This is a genomic window from Bifidobacterium pseudocatenulatum DSM 20438 = JCM 1200 = LMG 10505 (assembly GCF_001025215.1).
GTDB lineage: Bacteria > Actinomycetota > Actinomycetes > Actinomycetales > Bifidobacteriaceae > Bifidobacterium > Bifidobacterium pseudocatenulatum.
Window position 1 is genome coordinate 621,021 of the sequence record NZ_AP012330.1, and the last position, 22,862, is coordinate 643,882.

Below are 22,862 nucleotides of genomic sequence, written 5' to 3' on the forward strand. Positions count from 1 at the left end.
AGCATGGGATGCTATGGTATGGAACCAATGATGGGAGGCAAGTGACCGAATGACAAGCAAGAAAGCTCTAAAACCGGCCGTCGCGGTGTTTGCAACGGGGGCTTTGTGCGCCACGATGGCGATTGCCCCGTTCTCGTCTGCGGTTCCGCAGGCGCAAGCCAATACATACAGCAATCTGGTGAATGCCCAGAATAAGAAGGCTGCCAGCTCTCAGCGTGAAGCCCAGTTGCGTTCACAGCTTTCCGGTGTGAAGTCTGATTTGGCCGACAAGATCGTCGAGCTGGATGAATTGACAAATACGAAAATTCCTGCAGCTCAAGCTGCAGTCGATGAGGCAAATGCTACTGCCGCTTCGGCACAGAGTGAAGCTGATGCTGCGGCTTCCCGTTTGGAGGCCGCGCAAAAAGATAAGGAAAACCTCGAAGCGCAGATCGAACAGACCGGCAAGGATTATGATGACGCGCATGCGGCCGTGGCACAGATGGCTCGTGAAGACCTGCATGGTTCCGATGCATCCACTGTGATGAGCGTGGTGACAGGTTCCACGAGCACTCAGGAATTCATTAATTCCATGCAGTCTCGTGATGCGTTGAGCCGTACCGAAGCCAATGCGGCAAGTGATGCGGCGAATACGTTGAACACGTCGATGAACCGTAGCGAGCGTCTTTCTGCAATCGAGAAGCAGATCGCCAATCTGAAAACCGCAGCTGACGAAAAAGCCGCTTCCGCACAGCAGGCTGCTGCTTCCGCACAGACCCAGCGCGACTCGCTTGACCAGTTGCGTGCAGAAGGCGAAACCCGCCGTGCCGAATTGGAAAGCCAACAGTCGCAGCTGAACGGCAGCGTGGCCAAACAGGCGGCGCAAACGGTTATGTTGCAGTCACAGGTCGATTCCTTCAACCGCCAGTATGCAGCCGAGCAGGCCGCAGCAGCTAATCAAAACAATGGTGGCAATCAAGGGCAGACCCGGCCAGGCAACAACAATACCAATAGTGGCGGCAACAATGTGACGCCTGCTCCCACGCCTACGCCTACTCCTACGCCTGCTCCCGCGCCGAGTACCAATAACAATTCCGGTCAGGGAACCTCCAATGGCGATTACGGCAATGGCTACGTGGCCGGCCAGTGCACGTGGTGGGCGTACGAACGTCGTAGACAGATGGGTATCGGAACCCCCTCGTACTTGGGTAACGGTGGCCAGTGGTACGCTACCGCACCGTCGTATGGTCTTCGCGTGGATCATAGCCCGCAGGTCGGTGCGGCAATCTCCTTCCTGCCCGGTCAGGCTGGTGCCGATGGCTTCTACGGTCATGTGGGTGTGGTGGAAGCGGTGAATGGCAACACCATCACCATTTCCGAAATGAACGCGGCTGGTGGCCCATATGTGGTGTCGTACCGCACACTGTACAACGCGTCCCAGTTCTGGTATGTGCACTGATTCATCAAGGGGCGTTTGAGCTTTCCTTGAGCGTTGTGTCGCGGGAGCGCGCCGCCTGAATCGTTGGGCGGCGCGCTCCCATGATATTGTCGATTGTTGCGTTGCAGAACACTTCTTTGAAGAACCGGAAAGGAGGTCCGACATGGCCAAGGAGCAAGGCGTGAAGCCGATTGCGCAAAACAAGAAGGCACGCCACGACTATGCCATTGAAGACAAGTATGAAGCCGGTCTGGTGTTGACCGGCACTGAGGTGAAGTCGCTTCGAGAAGGCCGCGCATCGCTGGCCGAATCGTTCATTACCATCGACCGTCGCGGTGAAATGTGGCTTGAGGGAGCCAATATTCCCGAATATCTCAACGGAACGTGGAACAATCATGCCCCTAAGCGCAAGCGTAAGCTGTTGCTTCACGCGGCGCAGATCGACAAGCTGGCTCGTCAAAGCCAAGCCAAGGGTTTCACCATCATTCCGCTGAGCCTGTATTTCAAAGACGGTCGAGTCAAGGCGGAAATCGCATTGGCACGAGGCAAGAAGGAATTCGACAAGCGTCAGGCATTGCGCGAGGAGCAAGACAAGCGTGAGGCCTTGCGTGCCATGCGATATGCCAACAAGCAGGTGCGATAAGTGGTAACCGGAAAATTTCCGGTTTCACATACTGATATACAGCGGTGGCCGTAATCTTTTTGTAGCTTGCCCTCTCTAGTGTATGGTTCAGATTCGGTCGAATAGACCGAGCGAGACATAGGAGAAGGATATGGAAGCGAAGAAAAGTCTGAAGGCGGTTGCCGCGTGTGCGCTGAGCGTTGCGATGCTGTTTGCTGGAGCGGCATGCGGCACCAGTGATGGAAGCGACGATGCGGCTTCGTCCGATAGCGGTTCGAAAGCGAGCGAACTGACGGGTTATGACGTTTCGTCGGTGCAGAAAGACGATGACATCGCCAAACTGTTGCCCGATTATGTGACGAAGGACGGCAAGCTCACCATCGGCATGGACACGTCGTACGCTCCCGCCGAATTCCTTGCGGAGGACGGCAAGACCCCGGTCGGCTTCGATGTCGATATCGCCAAGGCTTTGGCGCAGGTGTTCGGCCTTGAAGCGGATCCGGAAACCGCGAATTTCGATTCGATCATTCCATCGGTCGGATCCAAGTACGATATCGGCATTTCGTCGTTCACCGTGACCAAGGAACGTTTGGAAGCGGTTGATTTCGTAAGCCATTTTGATGCCGGATCGGCATGGGCCGTGAAGAAGGGCAATCCGAACAAGATCGACACGTCCGATCTGTGCGGCAAGAAGGTGGCCGTGCAGACCGCCACCATGCAGGAGACCGAAGCGAACAAGATAGCCAAGCAATGCGAGGCCGACGGCAAGGATAAGCTTGAAGTGATCTCCAGCAAGCTGCAGACCGATGTGACCACGAACGTTGTCACCGGCAAGGCCGACGTGTTCTATGCCGATTCGCCGGTTGCGGGCTATGCCATCGCGCAAACCGATGGACAGCTGGAAATGCTGGGCAAGGTCGAAGGCGTCGCTCCGGAAGGCATCGTCATCAAAAAAGGCGACAGCCAGATGGATGAGGCCGTACAGAAGGCCGTGCAGAAGCTCATCGACGACGGTACGTATCTGAAGATCCTTAAGTATTGGGGTGTCGAGGACGGTGCCATCGAAACGTCGGAAATCAATACGCCGGGCGCCGAATAATTCCATGATTGAACCGTCCACGGATCAGACGGTTCAATGATCGCATGACTGGCGACGTGCTGGGAACAAAGCGGGTTTTGATCATATTGTGATATGGCAAAACCCGCTTTTTCGTAAGGAAAAACGGCATATCGAATAGAGTTTGCGTACTATTAACGTGGCCGTAGCAATCGTTTTCTATGGTGCCTGCAGGACTTCGGTTCGGCCGTATTCATACGGTTGGGAATGAAGAGAGGATCCGCGATGGCTTTCAATAATCTGAGGAAACTCGCTGTTTTTGCACTAAGCGCCGCCATGATCGTTTCGTTGGGTGCGTGCGGCACATCGGAAAAGTCCGATTCCGCGGCTTCCAGTGATTCTGAGTCGTCGTCGAACACCACCGGTTATGACGTTTCCGGCGTGACGAAGGATGACGATATAGCCGCGATGCTGCCGGAATCAGTCACCAAGGACGGCAAGCTCACCGTCGGCATGGACACGTCGTACGCTCCCGCCGAATTCCTTGCGGAGGATGGCAAGACCCCGGTCGGCTTCGATGTTGATATCGCGAAGGCGCTCGCCAATATGTTCGGTCTTGAGGTCGTGCCGCAAACGTCGAATTTCGATTCGATCATTCCGTCGATCGGCACCAAGTACGATATCGGCATTTCGTCGTTCACCATCACGCCCGAGCGTATGGAAGCCGTCGATTTCGTGAGCATGTTCAAGGCCGGTTCCACGTGGGTGGTGAAGAAGGGCAATCCGAACAAGGTCGCCACTTCCGACCTGTGCGGCTTGAAGATCGCGGTGCAGACGGGCACCACGCAGGAAGAGGAAGTCAACGCGGCCGCCAAACAATGCAAGGCCGACGGCAAGTCCGAAGTGCAGATTCTGTCGAATAAGCTGCAGACCGATGTGACCACGAACGTGGCGACGGGCAAGGCCGACGTATTCTATGCTGATTCGCCGGTCGCCGGCTATGCCATCGCGCAAACCGAAGATACGCTAGAAGCCCTCGGCGAGGATGTCGGCGTGACCAAGGAGGCCGTGGCAATCAAAAAGGGCGATTCCGATACCGCCAAGGCGGTGCAGGCCGCACTGCAGAAGCTCATGGATGATGGCACGTATATGAAGATCCTCAAGCATTGGGGCGTGGAGAACGGAGCGATCGACAAAGCCGAAATCAATCCGACTGACCTCGACTGAACGATCAAACGTAAGGCAGACATCGCACACGGCGATACTGTGACGCCGATATGACGGAAGGCATGCGGGTCAAATCCGCGTGTCTTCCGTTTTCGTATATGGATCTTCCGTGATTCGACGGAGCTACATTGCGCGATTCTTGGCTGATACGTAAGGTTTGCGCAATGTAACGTACATGTAGCATTGCGCTCTTATCGTGCCTATTTGAGATACTGAGGTTCTCTGCAACCGAATGGCGTTGAGATTTTCGGTATGGCAATGAAGAGATAAGAAGAAGGATATGCATACCATGTCTTTGAAGATCAAGTCCGTTGTGGCGCTTGCGCTGAGTGCGGCGATGTTGTTTTCCACTGCCGCTTGCGGCACCTCCGAGGCGTCCAATTCCGGCGATTCGTCGGATTCGTCGAACGCTACCACCGGTTACGATGTCAGCACCATTAAAAAAGATGACGAGCTGGCCAAGCTGGTTCCGTCCGGCGATCTGGTGAAGGACGGCGAGCTTTCCGCCGGTATGGAGCTTTCGTACGCTCCGGCTGAATTCTATGCCGAAGACGGCAAGACTCCGGTCGGCTATGATATCGACATGACCAAGGCCATCGCCAAGACGCTTGGTTTGAAGCCAAACATCGTGTCTTCCATGTTCGACACCATCATTCCTTCCATTGGCTCCAAGTATGATCTGGGCATCACCGCCATGACCATCACTGAAGAGCGTCTGCAGTCCGTGGATTTCGTGAGCTACTACCGTGCAGGTTCCACGTGGGCCGTGAAGAAGGGCAATCCGAAGAAGCTTGACACTTCCGGCATGTGCGGCGCGAAGATCGCGGTGCAGACCGGCACCGTGCAGGAAGAGGAAGCCAACACCATCGCCAAAGGATGCGAGGCCGATAACAAGGCCGAAGTGATGTCGTACAAGCGTCAGGCCGAAGCGGCCACCGCAGTGGCGACGGGCAAGGCCGATGCGTTCTATGCCGATTCTCCGGTCGCCGGCTATGCCATCTCCCAGACCGACGGACAGCTTGAAGCCTTGGGCGACGTCGAAGGTGTGGCCAAGCAGGGCATCGCTGTCAAGAAGGGCAACACCCAGCTTGCTGAAGCCGTGCAGAAGGCCGTACAGAAGCTGATGGACGATGGTACGTATATGAAGATCCTCAAGCATTGGGGTGTGGAATCCGGCGCTCTCGACAAGGCTGAGATCAACCCGACCGATCTCGACTGATTTCATCCCCACTATTTACATCAACAACGGAGGAACTGAAGCATCATGGCGAAGAAACAAATCGACGGCGACGGCCTCGATATTCCGAATCGCATCAAGGCGCTGCCGGTTAAGCGTACGGGCCCGATTGTGGCGGCGGTCGTCGTCGCTCTGCTCGCCGCCATGCTGCTGCAGGGCCTGATTACCAATCCGCGTTTCGAATGGAATGTGGTCTGGAAGTACCTGTTCAACGAGAATGTGCTCGAAGGCATCAAATACACGCTGCTGCTGACGGTCATCTCCATGGGCATCGCCATTATTCTGGCAGTGATTCTGGCCGTAATGCGCAAGTCCATCAATCCGGTGCTGCGTGGCGTGAGCTGGTTCTACATTTGGTTCTTCCGTGGCACCCCTGTGTATACGCAGCTGGTGTTCTGGGGTCTGTTCGCCGTGTTGGTGCCTCGCATCGGCGTGGGTATTCCGTTCACTTCCATTGAATTCTGGAGCATTGACTCGCAGTCCGTCATTACCGCGTTTAACGCGGCATGGCTGGGTCTCGCATTGAACGAAGCGGCATATCTGGCTGAAATCGTGCGTGCGGGTCTTGAAGCCGTCGATCCGGGCCAGACCGAAGCGGCCAAGGCACTGGGCATGAAGCGTTCCATGATCATGCGTCGTGTGGTGCTTCCTCAGGCCATGCGCATCATCATTCCGCCGACCGGCAACGAGTTCATCGGCATGTTGAAGACCACTTCGCTGGTCAACGCCGTGCCGTTCACGCTGGAACTGCAGTTCGCCACCACCGCAATCGCAACCCGACTGTACAAGCCGATTCCGCTGCTGATCGTGGCCTGCATCTGGTACTTGGTGATCACCTCCATTCTGATGGTGCTGCAATCTCGCCTGGAGAAGCATTTCGGCAAGGGCTTCGATGCGCGACCGGCCGGCGCGCGCGGCAAGCAGCCGCCGCTGCCGGGCAAAACCGAAGGCGAGCCGAAAGACGATATCGCCAAGCAGAACGAGGCAACGTTCGCGGGCATGACCGCGTGAGGGGAGTGAGCAATGACTGAACCAACCACCAACGGTGTTGTTCCCGCAGTGAAGGCCACGCAGGTGCATAAGGCTTTCGGTAGCCTGCACGTGCTCAAGGGCGTCGATATGACGGTTATGCCCGGCTCGGTGACGGTGATTCTGGGACCTTCCGGTTCCGGAAAATCCACGTTCCTGCGTTTGATCAACCAGTTGGAAACGCTGACCGGCGGCGAAATCGACGTCGACGGCGAAATGATCGGCTACAAGTACGTCGACAAGGACGGCAAGCAGGTGCTGCAGACCCTGAACGACAAGGAAGTGGCCGAGCAGCGTTCCAAACTGGGCATGGTATTCCAGAGGTTCAACCTGTTCCCGCACATGACGGCGCTCGAAAATGTGATGGAAGCGCCAGTCCACGTCAAGCACATGGATAAAAAGGAAGCCCGCAAGCTTGCCATCGAAGAGCTGAATCGCGTGGGCATGGGCGATCGCCTCGATCACTATCCGGCACAGCTTTCCGGTGGCCAGCAGCAGCGCGTGGCCATCGCCCGTGCGCTTGCCATGAAGCCGGAAATCATGCTGTTCGACGAGCCGACTTCCGCACTCGATCCGGAATTGGTGGGCGAAGTGCTGAACGTCATGCTGTCTTTGGCGAAAGAAGGCATGACCATGGTGGTTGTCACCCACGAAATAGGCTTCGCGCGCGAAGTCGCCGATCAGATCGTATTCATGGACGGCGGTGTTGTTGTGGAACAGGGCGGTCCTGAAATCATCGACAATCCGCAGGAACCACGATTCAAGGACTTCCTGCAGCACGTGCTGTAAATCGCCGCAAGCATAATCGTAAGAATCAGACACCTCTTCGTCGTAAGGATTGCGATCAAGGGAATGGCTGAGAAAATCCCCATGTTGAAAACTGTCAGCATGGGGATTTTTGTGTTCATATATCAAAGGTTCAGCGCGATGAGACGGTTTCGTTTCGAAAATGACACCATTACCCGATAAGCTGAGGTGTTATGTGTGGAATCGTAGGATATGCAGGAAATGTGGAAACCGCGTGCGGCAAGCCGTTGGAAGTGTGCCTCCAAGGCCTCCAGCGTTTGGAATACCGTGGATATGATTCGGCCGGTGTGGCGCTGACCGCGCCCGGCATGGATCATGTGGAAGTGCGTAAGAAGGCGGGGCGTCTCGCCAATCTAATCGAAGACGTGGAACGCAATCCAATGCCGATGGCCACCGTGGGCATCGGCCACACCCGTTGGGCCACCAACGGCGTGCCGAATGACATCAACGCGCATCCGCATACTTCGCGTGACGGCAAGGTCGCCATCATTCATAATGGCATCATCGAAAACGCCTCTCAGCTGCGTCTTGATCTGCAGACGGAAGGTTACCGTTTCTCATCGGAAACCGATACGGAGGTCGCGGCGAAACTGCTAGGCAAAATCAGCGAGAAAATCGTTGAGGAAACCGGCAAGCCTGATCTGTTCAAGGCCGTGCGACGCTTGGCGCGCATGCTGGAAGGCGCGTTCACGATTCTCGCCACCGACTGCCGTCAGCCGGGTATCGTGGTCGGTGCTCGCCATGATTCGCCGCTGGTGGTTGGTCTTGGCGAAGGTGAGAATTTTCTCGGTTCCGATGTGGCCGCGTTCGTCGCCTACACGAAGCGTGCCATGGAAATCGACCAGGATCAGGCCGTGATGGTGTCCGCCGATAAGGTTGTGGTGTCTGATTTCATGGGCAACATCGTGGCCGATCCGAAGACCTATACCGTGGATTGGGATGCTTCCGCGGCCGAAAAGGGCGGTTGGGACTCCTTCATGGACAAGGAGATCCACGAAGGGCCGGCGGCGGTGCAGCGCACGCTGTTGGGACGTCTTGGCAAGGACGGCAATCTCAATCTTGACGAGGTTCGCATCGACGAGCATGATTTCAAGGCGATCGACAAGATTATCGTCATCGCCTGCGGTACCGCCGCCTACGCGGGCATGGTGGCCAAATACGCCATCGAGCATTGGGTGCGTATTCCGGTGGAAGTGGAGCTTGCCCACGAATTCCGTTATCGTGATCCGATTCTCACCCCGCGCACGTTGGTGGTGGCCATTTCGCAGTCCGGTGAAACCATGGACACGCTGATGGCATTGCGTCACGCGCGTGAGCAGGGTTCGAAGGTGCTGGCCATCTGCAACACGCAGGGCGCGTCCATTCCGCGTGAATCCGACGCGGTGCTGTACACGCACGCTGGTCCGGAAGTGGCGGTCGCCTCCACCAAGGCGTTCGTGGCGCAGATTACTGCCGCCTACGTGCTTGGCTTGTATTTGGCGCAGGTCAAGGGCGCGATGTTCCGCGACGAGATCGCGCAGGCGTTGGATTCCCTCAAAGACATGCCTCGCAAGATCCAGTGGGTTCTTGATACGCAGACCAAGACCGTGCATGATGCTGCCGCGCAGATGGTCGATGCGAAGTCCTTCCTGTTCCTGGGCCGTCATGTCGGCTACCCGGTCGCGATGGAAGGCGCGTTGAAATTGAAGGAAATCGCCTACACCTTCACCGAAGGTTTTGCGGCCGGCGAGCTCAAGCACGGTCCGATCGCATTGGTGGACGAAGGCGAACCGGTAGTGTTCATCGTGCCGCCGGCACGTGGCCGCAATGTGCTGCACGCCAAGGTTATTTCCGGTATCGAAGAGGTCAAGGCCCGTGGCGCGTACATTATCGCCGTGGCCGAAGAGAACGACCCCGATGTTGAACGCTATGCGGACGTGGTGTTCTGGCGTCCGGCCTGCCCGACGCTGATGAGCCCGTTGGTGGACGTGGTGCCGCTGCAGCTATTCGCCATGGACATGGCCAAGCTGAAGAATTACGACGTTGACAAGCCTCGTAATCTCGCCAAGTCCGTCACCGTGGAGTAATCGTTCATACGATGCGTCAACAGCGTCAGCAGAAGAGGCATCGTTACGTTCTTGAAGAACCTCATATTCCGTTCGAATGTGAGGTTCTTTACGAGAACGATGCGATTATCGTGGTTGACAAACCGCATTTTCTCGCCACCACACCGCGTGGCATGTGGTATCGCGAAACCGCGTTGATTCGACTTCGGGAACAGTATGGCGAACCTGATATTGTTCCCGCGCACCGTTTGGACCGACTTACCGCAGGCATCATCGTATTTGTGCGCAAACCGGAATTGCGCGGCGCTTACCAAATGCTGTTCCAGAATCGCAAAACCATCAAAACCTATGAATGTTTGGCGCCACTTGCCCCCGAACAGCATCCGCAGTACGGAACAATCGTAAGAATCGACAGGCATCAACCCTTTCCGGCAATCCGAGCATCGCATATTTGCAAGGATCGCGGGCGACTTCAGGCGTACGAAATTCCGGAAACCATCAATGCGCAAACGTTGATTGAGCGGGGAAGTACGGTACGTTGCCTCGACGGCAAAGCATATGTGAATTACGTGCTGCACCCGAAAACCGGCAAAACGCACCAGTTGCGTGTGCATATGAATTCGTTGGGATTGCCGATTTTGGGCGATGATTTCTACCCGAATATTGTGCAGCGTTCTTACGATGATTTCTCGCAGCCGTTGGAATTGGTGGCTCGTGAGTTACGTTTCGACGATCCGGTGACGGGAGAGCCTCGTACATTCGTTTCGAAAGTGCCGCTTGGCTGATTAACGGTCTGATCAGCAGGTATTGCTCGCTGAATCAAGATATATAAAAACTGTCCATCGCTGTACTCATATTTGCTCGCATCGCTATGGCGTGTTGAAGTTGCGCGTCCCTATAATCGGACATTTTACATTTCGTGTTATCGAGCGTGATTAGGATGTGCTCTTGTTGTGCTGGCTGGCAAAGGCAAGCCGGCTGGAAAGAACGAGAGAGAATATGAACCATATTTCAAAAGCGCTTCGTGGCGTTGCCGACAAATATAACGGCGTATCACTGATTATCCGCATTATCGTCGGTCTTATCGCGGGTACCGCACTGGCATTGGTTGTTCCGCATATGACGTGGATCAGCGAATTCGGCACCCTGTTCGTAAGCGCATTGAAGGCCGTCGCTCCGATTCTGGTGTTTGTGCTGGTGGCAAGCGCTTTGGCTCAAGGCAATTCCAAGCTTGACGGCCGTTTCGGCACGGTGCTTTTCCTGTATCTGTTCACCACGTTCCTGTCCGCCGTCGTGGCGGTGTTGACGTCTCGCATGTTCCCGCAGACCATATCGTTGGGCGATGCCGCTGACGCTGATGTGGTGCCGCAGGGCTTGAGCGAGGTTGTGCAGACGTTGTTGACCAATATCGTGGCCAATCCGATTCAGGCCATGATCGACGGCAACTACATCTGCATTCTGATGTGGGCTTGCCTGTTCGGTCTTGCCATGAAGGGTATTGCCAATGAAAGCTCCAAGGCGTTCCTTGCCAATGTGGCCGATGGCGTGTCTCAGGTGATTCGTTGGGTCATCAATCTCGCCCCGTTTGGCATTATGGGCTTGGTGTTCACCAGCGTTTCCGAAAACGGCTTGGCGGCCTTCACCGAGTACGGTAGCCTCCTGCTCCTGCTCGTCGGCACCATGCTGCTGATGGTGCTCGTGTTCGGTCCGCTGGTCATTTTCCTGTACCTGCATCGCAACCCGTATCCGCTGGTGTACCGCTGCTTCAAGGAATCCGGCCTGACCGCATTCTTCACTCGTTCCTCCGCGGCGAACATTCCGGTCAACATGCAGCTGTGCGAGAAGCTTGGTCTTGATAAAGACATGTATTCCGTGTCCATTCCGTTGGGCGCAACCATCAACATGAACGGTGCCGCCATCACCATCACCATCATGGCCATGGCCGCCGCTAATACGATGGGCATTCAGATTTCGTTGCCGGCCGCCATTCTGCTGTCTGTGGTGTCGGCGCTCGGCGCATGCGGCGCTTCCGGTGTGGCCGGTGGCTCGCTGCTGCTTATTCCAATGGCCTGCTCGCTGTTCGGCATCAGCAATGACATCGCCATGCAGGTGGTGGGCGTTGGCTTCATCATCGGCGTCATCCAGGATTCCGTGGAGACCTGTCTGAATTCCGCTTCCGACGTGGAGTTTGCGGCAACCGCCGAATATCATGCTTGGCTCAAGCAGGGCCGTCAGCTTCCGGCGTTCATGTATTCCAAGAAGGAACGTCAGCAGCTCGGCATCGAAGCCTGATTTCACCCGATTTCAGCTTTTCGTTCAATCTAGAAGGCGTCTCTCCCACGTGGTTCACCCACGCTGGAGAGGCGCTTTTCGTATTGGCTGATTTGATTGATTGCGTTGATTAAAGTCGCGAGATATTGCGATTAGTCGAGTTCCGCCACGGATCCGCGGTCGATGAATTCGGGGGTGATAAGTTTCTTGATTCCAGAAGGCACTTTTTTGCCATTGCATTGTTGCTCGATCATGGAAAAAGCCTCTTTTCCCACAGTTCTGAGCTTGAGCCGTATGGTGGTCAGTTCAAGACGGGGCACAACGCCGCGGAGTGAATCGTCCACACCGATGATGCTGACATCTTCGGGAACGCGCTTTCCTGCTGTCCTCAGTCCAAGCATGGCACCGTATGCCATTTGATCGTTGCCTGCGAAAATTGCGGTGCAATCCTTTTCGTGAGCCAAGGCCAATCCGGCTTGGTAGCCGCTATCTGCTTCCCAGTCGCCGTAATACATGGGTGGTGTGGGAATGCCGACTTGCGCTAATGCGTCGCGCCACCCTCTGATGCGGCTCTGTGCTGCGCGTGAAACGGTGGGGCCTGCGATGTGGTACACAGTTTTATGCCCCTTCGACAGGAAAAAGTCCACGGCTGCAGTGGCGCAACCATACGAGTCCGAATCGATGGTGGGGCAGTGGTTTGCCGGTTCCTCGCAAATAAGCACTACAGGTAGGTTGTCGGATGGCTTGAACTGGTTGAAGTCGGTGAAATCGCGTTCCATAATCACGATTGCACCATCGAGGGGGAGGCCTTCCACAAGTTTCAGTGCGCCGGCGAGTGACTGATCCTGCAGGTTATCCAAGGGGCGAATGGTGATGGAATAGCCGCTATTCGCGGCCGCTGTAGTGATGCCTTCGAGGATACGTGAGTTCCCGTAGGCCGACATATGCGAAAGCAGTACACCAACATTGTTGAAATGTCCGCTTTTCAAAGCACGTGCCGCATAATTCGGCCTGTATCCGAGATGCTCCATGGCTGCCTCGACCTTAAGTTTCGTCGCTGGGCGTACGGCATCGCTCCCATTAGCCACTCGGGAAACGGTCTGCGGTGAAACCCCTGCTTCCCTGGCGACGTCTTGCAGCGAGACTGAGTTGCGTGCCATGTGTATCTACCTTCCGAACGAAAATGCGTACTGTGCTTAATTTTACATGCTTACTTCTGTATTGTTTTCGTCACCATGCAATTTGTTCGATGAAGTGAATATGTGGTCTAGAATGTGCGAAAAGTAGACACTTTTGGAATATGGTGTTATTATGATAACGCAAACATTTGGAAGGAGCTGTTTTACGGGGGTGTAAATTGCCCTGTGAAATGGTATTGCCTCGAAGGAGAGGAATGATGTCAGCAACGGAAGTTGTTGCCAATATGCCACTGCATTCGGCAACCGTGCGTGTCAATAAACACAAGGCGGATTGGCGTGGTTGGAAGTTCATGTGGCCGTTCGCGTTGGTGTTCGTGTTCGTGTTCGTGATCCCGATTCTGTACGCGATCTACATCAGCTTCTTCCAGAAGCAGATGATCGGCGGCACGAAGTTCGTGGGAATCAGCAACTACATTCGTCTGTTCCACGACCAGCAGTTCTGGAGCTCGGTCGGCAGGGTCGCGCTGTTCACCTGCGTGCAGGTGCCGATCATGCTGTTCCTGTCGGCGGCGATGGCCCTGGCGTTGGATTCCATGAAGCTGCACGGCGCGAAGTTCTTCCGCATCTCCACGTTCCTGCCGTACGCGGTGCCGGCCGTGGTGTCGACTTTGGTGTGGGGCTTCATGTACGGCGCGAAGTACGGTCTGGTCGGCTCCCTGAACGACTGGCTGGGCACGAACCTCGACGTGCTGAGCCCAAGCGTGCTGCTCGCTTCGATCGGCAACATCGTGACGTGGGAGTTCACCGGCTACAACATGCTGATCTTCTACAGCTCGCTGTCCACGATCCCGCATTCGCTGTACGAGGCCGCCTCGATCGACGGCGCGGGCGAATGGCAGATCGTCAAGTCCATCAAGCTGCCGGAACTGAAGGGCTCGCTCGCGATCACGGTGATCTTCTCGATCATCGGCTCGTTCCAGCTGTTCAACGAGCCGAGCATCCTGCAGAACATGGTGCCGGGCAACGCGATCACCACGTACTACACGCCGAACATGTACGCGTACAACCTGAGCTTCGCGGGCAACCAGTCGAACTACGCCGCCGCCCTGGCGATCACGATGGCCGTGATCACGATGGCGATCGCGTACGCGGTGCAGCTCAACAGCATGAAGGAGCAGATGAAGTAACGCCCGGTGGCGCGAACCATCCGCATATAGGGGAAGAAACGCTAAGGAGCATCGAAAATGAGTGACGCAACAATCGCCGCGGGCACGGAGCAGAGGCTCACCGCTCAGGAGCTCAAAGCCCAGGAGAAGGCCGCGAAAAAGACCGAGAAGGAACGCCTCAAGAGGGTCGCGCGCGACGAGAAGGCCGAGCGCAAGAGGGCTGCGAAGTCCGGCTTCGCGAACGTGGCGAACCCGCGCAGGAGCACGCTGCTGACCATCGTGTGCGCGCTGTTCGCGGTGTACTGCCTGTTCCCGTTCGTGTACCTGCTGATCAACGCCACGAAGACGCAGGCGGACTTCACGTCCACGTTCGGTCTGGGCTTCGGCCGCACGTTCGCTTTGTGGGACAACATCAAGACCGTGTTCACCTACCAGGACGGCATCTTCGGACGCTGGTTCCTGAACACGATCCTGTACGTGGTCGTGGGCGCCGGCGGCGCGACCCTGCTCGCCATCATGGGCGGGTACGGCCTGGCGAAGTTCCGTTTCCCGGGACGCAAGGCCGTGTTCGCGGTGATCATCGGCGCCATCTCGGTGCCGGGCATCGCCCTGGCCGTGCCGCAGTTCCTGCTGTTCGCCAAGCTGAACCTGACGAACACCCCGTGGGCCATGATCATCCCGAGCCTGGTGTCGACGTTCGGCCTGTACCTGATGTGGATCTTCTCCGACCAGGCCGTGCCGACCGAGCTGCTCGAAGCCGCCCGCGTGGACGGCGCCGGCGAGTTCCGCACGTTCTTCCAGGTATCCCTGCCGCTGCTCGCCCCGGGGATCGTGACGACGGCCCTGTTCACGATCGTGGCGACGTGGAACAACTACTTCCTGCCGTTGATCATGCTGAAGGATTCGAACTGGTATCCGCTGACGATCGGTCTGAACCAGTGGAAGGACCAGGCGAGCACCGCTGGCGGCCAGGCGATCCAGAACCTGGTGGTCACGGGTTCGTTGATCACGATCGTCCCGTTGGTCATCGCGTTCCTGTGCCTGCAGAAGTACTGGCAGTCCGGCCTTGCCGCAGGCGCCGTCAAGGAATGAATTTGTTAGGATAGTTGACAAAAAAACAAAGGAGTGGATATGACTCAACGTAGAGCCTATCGTTGGCCGCAGCCGTTGGCTGGACAGCAGGAACGCATCTGGTACGGAGGTGACTACAACCCGGACCAGTGGCCCGAGGAAGTGTGGGATGATGACGTCCGTCTGATGAAGAAGGCGGGCGTGAACCTCGTGTCCGTCGGCATCTTCTCGTGGGCGAAGATCGAGACGAGCGAGGGCGTGTACGATTTCGACTGGCTCGACCGCATCATCGACAAGCTGGGCGAGGCCGGTATCGCAGTGGACTTGGCGTCCGCCACCGCGTCGCCGCCGATGTGGCTCACCCAGGCGCATCCCGAGGTGCTGTGGAAAGACTACCGCGGCGACGTGTGCCAGCCGGGCGCCCGCCAGCATTGGAGGCCCACGAGTCCGGTGTTCCGCGAGTACGCGCTGAAGCTGTGCCGTGCGATGGCCGAGCATTACAAGGGCAACCCGTACGTGGTCGCATGGCATGTGAGCAACGAGTACGGCTGCCACAACCGTTTCGACTATTCCGAGGACGCCGAACATGCGTTCCAGCAGTGGTGCGAGGAACGCTACGGCACCATCGACGCGGTGAACGACGCGTGGGGCACGGCGTTCTGGGCACAGCGCATGAACGACTTCAGTGAGATCGTGCCTCCGCGCTTCATCGGCGACGGCAACTTCATGAACCCGGGCAAGCTGCTCGACTTCAAGCGGTTCAGCTCGGACGCGTTGAAGGCGTTCTACATCGCCGAGCGCGACACGCTTGCCGAGATCACGCCGGATCTGCCCCTGACCACGAACTTCATGGTGTCCGCGTCCGGTTCGGTGTTGGACTACGACGATTGGGGCGACGAGGTCGATTTCGTGTCGAACGACCATTACTTCATTCCGGGCGAGGCCCACTTGGACGAGCTCGCGTTCTCCGCGAGCCTGGTCGACGGCATCGCACGCAAGGATCCGTGGTTCCTGATGGAGCATTCCACCAGCGCGGTCAACTGGCGTGAGATCAACTACCGCAAGGAGCCCGGCCAGCTGGTGCGCGACTCTTTGGCTCATGTGGCCATGGGTGCGGACGCGGTGTGCTACTTCCAGTGGAGGCAGTCCAAGGCAGGCGCGGAGAAGTTCCATTCCGCGATGGTGCCCCACGCGGGCGAGGATTCCGCCGTGTTCCGCGACGTGTGCGAGCTGGGCGCCGATCTGAACAAACTGTCCGACGAGGGCATTCTGGGATCGAGGCTCGCGAAGTCCCGTGTGGCCGTGGTATTCGACTACGAGTCCGAATGGGCCACCGAACACACCGCCACGCCGACCCAGCACGTGCATCACGTGGACGAGCCATTGGCGTGGTTCCGCGCTTTGGCCGATCAGGGTGTGACCGCCGACGTGGTGCCGGTGCGCGGCGCCTGGGATGACTATGAGATGGTCGTATTGCCGAGCGTATACCTGCTTTCCGAGGAAACGACCCGCAGGGTGCGCGATTACGTCGTGGGCGGCGGTCGACTGGTCGTGACCTACTACACGGGCATCTCGGACGAGAAGGACCACGTGTGGCTCGGCGGGTATCCGGGCTCGATCCGTGACGTGGTCGGCGTGCGCGTGGAGGAATTCATGCCCATGGGCGACGATTTCACGGGCGTGCCGGATCGCCTCGAGTTGTCGAACGGCGCGGTCGCGCACGATATCGCCGACGTGATCGGCTCGGTCGACGGGACGGCCACCGTGCTGGAAACGTTCAAGGACGATCCGTGGACCGGCATGGACGGCGCTCCGGCGATCGTCGCGCACACGTTCGGCGAAGGTCGCAGCGTGTACGTGGGCGCGCGCCTCGGGCGGGACGGCATCGCGTTGAGCCTGCCGGAAATTCTTGATTCGCTCGGCATGGCCGAAGCGGGCGGAAACGACGGCCGAGTGCTGCACGTCGAACGTGAGGGCGCGGACGGTTCGAGGTTCGTGTTCTCGTTCAACCGCACGCATGAGACGGTCCGGGTTCCGGTGGAAGGCGAAGTCGTGGTCTCCTCGTTCGCGGACGTGGACGGCGAAACGGCCTCGATTAAACCGAACGGCGTGATCGTCACTAAGCAGTAAGCGGACAGCAAGCAAATAATCGCAACATTATGGGTGTCGGCAGGTTGATGATTGTCAATCTGCCGACACCCATTTAATTTATACTATTCGAATAAAAACTAGGCGTGGAATTCCACTGCAGCCCAACTGATTGCTGGCAAAGTGCAGTGAACTGATCCATTGTCGATTGTTGCATGAAGCTCTTGGGGTGTCACTGCGGTTGGGTCGTCTGCGGAATTACGCTGATATGGATTGTCGTCATGCAGAATAATGGCCTTGTCTATATGGAAGTCGGATATGTCGAAATACGGCAGTTGAGACAGAGAAGCCGTAACCTTATGTGCGTCGGATGCGTCGCGATTCACCATAAGCAGAAGACCGGAATGATTCGTTTCGTCCCAAGTGATTACTGAATCAAGGGCATTGACCAAGCCGAAAGATTCAGTCTCTACGTTGGGAGAGTCGATGACTGGACTGTAGGCAATGCCATGGGCGTGTTGTGCGGCTTCGGCAAACGGATAGAAGACAGTTTGACGCCATGCGGGACCGTTCTTTTCGGCCATGATTGGCGCAATCACATTGACCAACTGCGCGCGCGAGGCAGAACGCACTCGGTCGCAGTGCTTAAGCAGAGTGATCATCAGCGACCCTTCTACCACTGCATCGGCTGCATTGTAGATATCTTCGAGCAGACGCGGTGCTTTCGGCCATGACTCATGATGAAGATCCTTGCCTGATTGGGCTTTCCATTCAGCTTCCTGCTGATTCCAGACGTCGGAATACCAGACGCCCCACTCATCAAATGACAGTGCTATATCATGATCGCCTGTGTGGGCATTTTTGGCTTCGTCTGCACATGCCGCCACGGTGGAGATGAACGTTTGCATGTCTTGTGAACTTGCCAGATAATCTTGCAACGATTTTGCCCCACGTTCGTAGTAGTAGGCATGGCAGGAGACGAAATCGAGATTGTCGTACGCTTTGGTAAGCACGCTGCGTTCCCAGGATCCAAACGTTGACATATGGGCGCTGGAGGAGCCGCAGGCCACGAGTTCCAAGCCTGATTCCGCGAGTTTCATGGCGTGTGCGACTCGGTCCACGGCTGCGGCATACTCGTCAGGGCTCATATGTCCCACCTGCCAAGGGCCATCCATTTCATTGCCGATGCACCACATTTTGATGTCCATTGGTTCGGTGATTCCGTTACGTACGCGGCGATCGGCAAGCTCGGTGCCGGGCGCTCCGTTGACGTATTCCAACTCTTCCAGTGCGGCCTTCAATCCTCGGGTGCCCATATTGACGGCAAGCATGATTTCGGTACCGGTCTTCTTGCTCCATCGGTAGAAATCGTCGATACCGACTTCATTGGTTTCGGTGCTGTGCCATGCGAGATCTCGTCGTATTGGGCGTTGCCCCCGTGGCCCTGTGCCATCCTCCCAATTGTAGGCAGAGACGAAATTGCCGCCGGGGTAACGCACGCAGGTCACACCAAGTTCTTTGACTAGATTGATGACGTCTTGGCGGAATCCGTTTTCGTCGGCTGTGGGGTGACTTGGCTCATAAATGCCTCCGTAGACACAACGTCCAAGATGTTCTACAAATGATCCGAAAATGCGGGGTGGTATATCGGCAATTGCGCTGTTTTTTTGCACTGTGATTGTGCTGGTTCCGGAAGTCATGCCGTTCCTTTCGATGAGTGGTCTGATGAAATGTCTGCGTTGCGCGAGCTTCGACGGATATGCATACGTCTAGTATGCAATCATATCGTGTTTGCGTAGCTAAACAAAATATGCTAGGTAACTAAAGAAATACTGTAAAATCAACGATTTGCCTATTTGTTTGCGTAAACATAACTTTTGTGTTATCCTCATGACTGTCGGAAGGGTCAATGAATGATTCATAGCCGATAATGTTGGTCGATGTAGGAGGTCGGCCATATTTAAAGGAAGGAAGAACGATGAAGTTCACTGCATCCAAGAAAACAATCGCTCTGGTTGCTGCTGCTGCGATGCTGACTAGTGTCGCAGCCTGCGGGAGTTCCTCGAATTCGAGTTCTTCGGGGGTGACAGAGGGTGGTAAGACTGAAATTACGGTATGGTCTTGGGATTCCACTTTGCCGCGTACCGTGAAGGATTTTGAAAAGGCCAATCCGGACATCACTGTTAAGGTGACCAATGCCGGCACGAACAAGACCGAATACACGGCTTTGAACAATGCGCTTTCTGCAGGTAAAGGTGCGCCAGATTTGGTGCAGATTGAGTATTATGCACTTCCCGAATATCAGGTTCGTGGAGAGATTGAAGACCTGAGTCAGTTTGGTGCGGGCAAGTTCTCGGATTTCTATACGCCGGGCACGTGGGCTTCTGTGAAACTTAATGGCGGTGTGTATGCACTGCCGATGGATTCCGGACCGATGGCATGGTTCTATAACAAGGATGTGTTTGATAAGGCCGGGGTCGATCCGACTCGGGTGAGGACGTGGGATGAGTTCTACGATGCTGCCAAGAAGGTTCGCGCAACAGGGTCCTACATTACGTCCGATTCTGGTGATGCTGGCTTCTTCGATTCCATGACATGGCTGGCGGGCGCGACGCCGTTCTCCACTGGTTCCGATGGACAGTCCGTCACCATCAACCTCAGCAATGATTCCAAGGTCAAGACTTTTGTTGATTTCTGGCAGAAGATGATTGATGATGATCTTATCGATACCAAGACCGCAGGCTGGAGTGATGATTGGAACAAGAGTTTGAATGACGGCTCTATCGCTTCGCTGCTGACCGGTGCTTGGATGCCGTACAACTTGCTTTCCGGTGCTCCTGACGGTGAGGGGAAGTGGCGTGTTGCTCAGATGCCGACTCCGGATGGATCTGAAACCAATTCCGAGAACGGTGGTTCTTCGCTGGCGATGGTCAAGACGGATGACAAGGCCAAGGCCGAAGCTGCATACAAGTTCGCTGAATATGCGTGCCACAATGCCGAAGGCATCAAGACTCGCGTCGCTGGCGGCGCATTCCCTGCCGATAACGACACTCTCGCTTCTGATGACTTCCTGAACATGACCTCTCTGACTGATTCCGATGGCAATGCGCACGAATACTTCGGTGGTCAGAAGTTCAATGAGGAGCTCGCCAAGGCTGCGGCCAATGTTTCGACTGGCTACAAGTTCCTGCCGTTCGAGGTTTATGCGCGTGGCGTATATAGCGATGATGCCGGTGGTGCATATACCGACAAGTCCGTCACCCTTGCTGAAGGTGTTCAGGCTTGGGAAAAGAATATCAAGGATTATGCATCTCAGCAGGGCTACACCGTGAAGTAGCTGCATGATTCCATAGTGGAATCGGTAAATATGAGCGTCTGTGGATTGAGGGATTGTCAATCGGCGGACGCTTTTTTGAGCTATCAGTGGATTGCGTGGCTGAATCGAAGAGATTGGAGGATTGTACGCTGGCTTTCGGGTGACTGACGTACACTCGAATGCGTATGTCTGTACGTACGTTTTCGTGTGGGAACATCAAACGGAAGGAATCGGCTTGAAACTGGTGAAACGACTCATCGCCATCTGCTGTGCGGCCATTATGGCAGTCAGTGCGGCCGCTTGCGGAGCCAACGTCGATTCCCGCACCGAAATCACCGTGTGGTCGTGGGAGCCGAGCATGAAACAGGTCATTGCCAGCTTCGAAAAGGAAAACCCCGACATCCACGTTATTTGGAAGAACACAAGCGGTTACGACAATCTCAACAACGCCATTCAAGACGGTTACGGCATTCCCGACGTGGTGCAATTGGAATACTATGCGTTGCGCCAGTACGCGGTAAGCGGCCAGCTGGTGGCGATCACCGGGCGTACGGAAGGCTACGGCGATTTCTACACGCCCGGTACGTGGGCTTCGGTGCAGCTGAACGGCCGCGTGTACGGCCTTCCCATGGATTCCGGTCCAATGGCGTTCTTCTACAACGACAGCGTGTTCGAGCAGGTAGGCATCGATGCCTCCAAGATTCGCACGTGGGACGACTATTACGAGGCGGCCAAAAAGCTGAAAAGCATCGGCGTGTACATCGCAGCCGATTCGGGTGACGCCAGCTTCTACGACACGATGATCTGGCTTGCCGGAGGCCGTCCGTTCTCCACCTCCAACGACGGCAAAAACGTGACGATCAACCTCACCGACGATGAGGGTACGAGAACCTTCACCGAATTCTGGCAGAAAATGATCGACGAAGGTTTGGTCGCCACCAATCTGACCACATGGTCCGATGGGTGGAAGGAAGCCGTGGGGGAGGGGAAGATCGCCTCCATGTTCTCCGGTGCTTGGCTGCCGTCGCTGCTCATGTCGAACCTTCCCGGAACTGCGGGTTTGTGGCGTGTGGCACAGATGCCCACGCCGGATGGCAGTTATACCACGTCGGAAAACGGCGGTTCGGCGCTGGCTGTGTTGCAGCGTTCGCGCAAGCCCGAAGCGTCATATCGTTTCATCGAATACGCATGCCATAACGCGGAAGGCATCAAAGCCCGTGTGGACGGCGGTGCGTTCCCCGCCGATAACATCACGTTGTCTGATCGGGAATTCCTGCGCAAAACCACCGTGACCGACGAACGTGGCATTGAAATCCCGTATTTCGGCGGTCAGGAATACAATCGCGTGCTTTCCCAAGCCGCGGAAAACGTGTCGACCGGTTACCAGTATCTGCCGTTTGAAGTGTATGCGCGAAGCGACTTCCGCACTACCGTAGGCAAGGCCTACAAATGGTCGAGCCGGTTGCGCAAAGAGCAGGACAGGCTGAATATCATCGCGGCCGGTGGCAAAGTGTCCGACAAATCCGCCATCGGCGACGCGTTGAAGGAAACTGATTCCGCTGATCGTCTCAAATTGAAAAGCGGTATTGCGCTGTGGCAGAAGGATTTGAAGGAATACGGAGCCAATCAGGGCTTCACTATTCAATAAATATTAATTATTCATATAAGATGTCAGACTATAACCTGACCGCAGACGGCTACGGCATGACTTCTGCCCTAAATGCCAGAACCGCAGCCGACGCCATCCGCCAGCGGGAATTTGATTTAGCGCTGCTGGACATCAACCTGCCGGATGGAAATGGTTTTGAGATGTGCAAGCTGATAAAGCCCCAACACCCAGACACCATCGTGATTTTCCTAACCGCCAACGATCAGGAGAGTGACCAGATACGGGGCTATGAGGCGGGCGCGGTGGACTACATCACAAAGCCCTTTGTAATCGGGGCCTTGCAGCGAAAAATCAAAGCCATGTTCACCATGCTGAAACACCACAGACCGGCCAAGGATATTTACGACGACGGGCGGCTGTTTCTGGACTTCCCGGAGCAGACGGCTTCCTTAAACGGCAAGCCCCTGACCCTATCCCCGATGGAGTACAAAATGCTGAACCTGTTCCGCAAAAATCCCCGGCAAGTGCTGACCCGCGGGCAGCTTTTGGAAAAACTGTGGGATATAGACGAAAGGTTTGTGGACGAACACACCCTGACAACCTCCATCAGCCGGATTCGCAGCAAGATCGAAGCCGACGGCGGCGCACCCTACATTAAGACCGTTTACGGCATGGGGTATCGATGGACGGGAGGCGAGGCAAAATGAAGTTTCAAAACCTCTCAGTAAAGCGGCTGTTTGGCCGGGTGGCAATAGGGTTGT

The 22,862-nt window shown here is 56.1% G+C and carries 18 protein-coding genes; 16 read left to right on the top strand and 2 right to left on the bottom strand.

Annotated features, from left to right (window positions below):
* Positions 1-49 precede the first annotated feature (49 nt).
* The 10 genes from BBPC_RS02550 to sstT all read left to right on the top strand — a co-directional run bounded on the left by BBPC_RS02550 (position 50) and on the right by sstT (position 11,733).
* Entirely contained in the window at positions 50-1,438 is a 1,389-nt protein-coding gene (locus BBPC_RS02550; protein ID WP_004219705.1) for a CHAP domain-containing protein, read from the top strand.
* A gap of 142 nt (positions 1,439-1,580) precedes the next feature.
* Complete coding sequence (gene smpB, locus BBPC_RS02555; protein WP_004219704.1) at positions 1,581-2,060, top strand: SsrA-binding protein SmpB; 480 nt, start codon at positions 1,581-1,583, stop codon at positions 2,058-2,060.
* 130 nt (positions 2,061-2,190) lie between these two features.
* Entirely contained in the window at positions 2,191-3,138 is a 948-nt protein-coding gene (locus tag BBPC_RS02560) for an ABC transporter substrate-binding protein (RefSeq protein ID WP_004219699.1), read from the top strand.
* Positions 3,139-3,381: 243 nt separating this feature from the next.
* Complete coding sequence (locus BBPC_RS02565) at positions 3,382-4,323, top strand: ABC transporter substrate-binding protein (RefSeq protein WP_033524227.1); 942 nt, start codon at positions 3,382-3,384, stop codon at positions 4,321-4,323.
* Between the two features lie 289 nt (positions 4,324-4,612).
* A complete protein-coding gene (locus BBPC_RS02570; RefSeq protein WP_033524261.1) occupies positions 4,613-5,542 on the top strand; it encodes an ABC transporter substrate-binding protein in 930 nt (309 codons plus the stop codon).
* 45 nt (positions 5,543-5,587) lie between these two features.
* Complete coding sequence (locus BBPC_RS02575; RefSeq protein WP_004219689.1) at positions 5,588-6,571, top strand: amino acid ABC transporter permease; 984 nt, start codon at positions 5,588-5,590, stop codon at positions 6,569-6,571.
* Positions 6,572-6,583: 12 nt separating this feature from the next.
* Positions 6,584-7,378, top strand: a complete 795-nt coding sequence (locus BBPC_RS02580) for an amino acid ABC transporter ATP-binding protein (RefSeq protein WP_004219687.1) — start codon at positions 6,584-6,586, stop codon at positions 7,376-7,378.
* A gap of 191 nt (positions 7,379-7,569) precedes the next feature.
* Positions 7,570-9,462, top strand: coding sequence for a glutamine--fructose-6-phosphate transaminase (isomerizing) (glmS, locus tag BBPC_RS02585; RefSeq protein ID WP_004219686.1), 1,893 nt, complete (start codon positions 7,570-7,572; stop codon positions 9,460-9,462).
* A gap of 11 nt (positions 9,463-9,473) precedes the next feature.
* On the top strand, positions 9,474-10,226 hold the full coding sequence (locus tag BBPC_RS02590; RefSeq protein ID WP_004219684.1) for a pseudouridine synthase: 753 nt from the start codon (positions 9,474-9,476) through the stop codon (positions 10,224-10,226).
* 214 nt (positions 10,227-10,440) lie between these two features.
* Positions 10,441-11,733 carry a serine/threonine transporter SstT gene (sstT, locus tag BBPC_RS02595; protein ID WP_004219683.1) on the top strand — a complete coding sequence of 431 codons (1,293 nt, stop codon included), beginning with the start codon at positions 10,441-10,443 and terminating at the stop codon, positions 11,731-11,733.
* 131 nt (positions 11,734-11,864) lie between these two features.
* Here sstT and BBPC_RS02600 read toward each other — a convergent pair whose 3' ends face one another.
* Positions 11,865-12,872: a LacI family DNA-binding transcriptional regulator gene (locus BBPC_RS02600; protein ID WP_004219681.1), complete on the bottom strand. Its 1,008-nt coding sequence runs from the start codon at positions 12,870-12,872 to the stop codon at positions 11,865-11,867.
* A gap of 236 nt (positions 12,873-13,108) precedes the next feature.
* On the opposite strand from BBPC_RS02600, the gene BBPC_RS02605 reads away from it, so the two are divergent.
* The 3 genes from BBPC_RS02605 to BBPC_RS02615 are packed head-to-tail and all read left to right on the top strand — an operon-like array spanning position 13,109 to position 17,218.
* Positions 13,109-14,038, top strand: coding sequence for a carbohydrate ABC transporter permease (locus BBPC_RS02605; protein ID WP_370622450.1), 930 nt, complete (start codon positions 13,109-13,111; stop codon positions 14,036-14,038).
* Positions 14,039-14,095: 57 nt separating this feature from the next.
* Positions 14,096-15,109, top strand: a complete 1,014-nt coding sequence (locus BBPC_RS02610; protein ID WP_004219678.1) for a carbohydrate ABC transporter permease — start codon at positions 14,096-14,098, stop codon at positions 15,107-15,109.
* A 39-nt stretch (positions 15,110-15,148) separates the two neighbouring features.
* On the top strand, positions 15,149-17,218 hold the full coding sequence (locus tag BBPC_RS02615) for a beta-galactosidase (RefSeq protein WP_004219676.1): 2,070 nt from the start codon (positions 15,149-15,151) through the stop codon (positions 17,216-17,218).
* Between the two features lie 98 nt (positions 17,219-17,316).
* Here BBPC_RS02615 and BBPC_RS02620 read toward each other — a convergent pair whose 3' ends face one another.
* The gene (locus tag BBPC_RS02620) at positions 17,317-18,876 is read right to left on the bottom strand and encodes an alpha-N-arabinofuranosidase (RefSeq protein WP_004219675.1); all 1,560 of its coding nucleotides are present in this window, start codon (positions 18,874-18,876) and stop codon (positions 17,317-17,319) included.
* Between the two features lie 278 nt (positions 18,877-19,154).
* On the opposite strand from BBPC_RS02620, the gene BBPC_RS02625 reads away from it, so the two are divergent.
* The 3 genes from BBPC_RS02625 (at position 19,155) to BBPC_RS02635 (ending at position 22,808) form a co-directional block, all read left to right on the top strand.
* Positions 19,155-20,513, top strand: a complete 1,359-nt coding sequence (locus tag BBPC_RS02625; RefSeq protein ID WP_004219673.1) for an ABC transporter substrate-binding protein — start codon at positions 19,155-19,157, stop codon at positions 20,511-20,513.
* Between the two features lie 259 nt (positions 20,514-20,772).
* Entirely contained in the window at positions 20,773-22,140 is a 1,368-nt protein-coding gene (locus BBPC_RS02630; protein WP_171025391.1) for an ABC transporter substrate-binding protein, read from the top strand.
* 20 nt (positions 22,141-22,160) lie between these two features.
* Positions 22,161-22,808, top strand: a complete 648-nt coding sequence (locus BBPC_RS02635) for a response regulator transcription factor (RefSeq protein ID WP_004219669.1) — start codon at positions 22,161-22,163, stop codon at positions 22,806-22,808.
* Positions 22,809-22,862 lie beyond the last annotated feature (54 nt).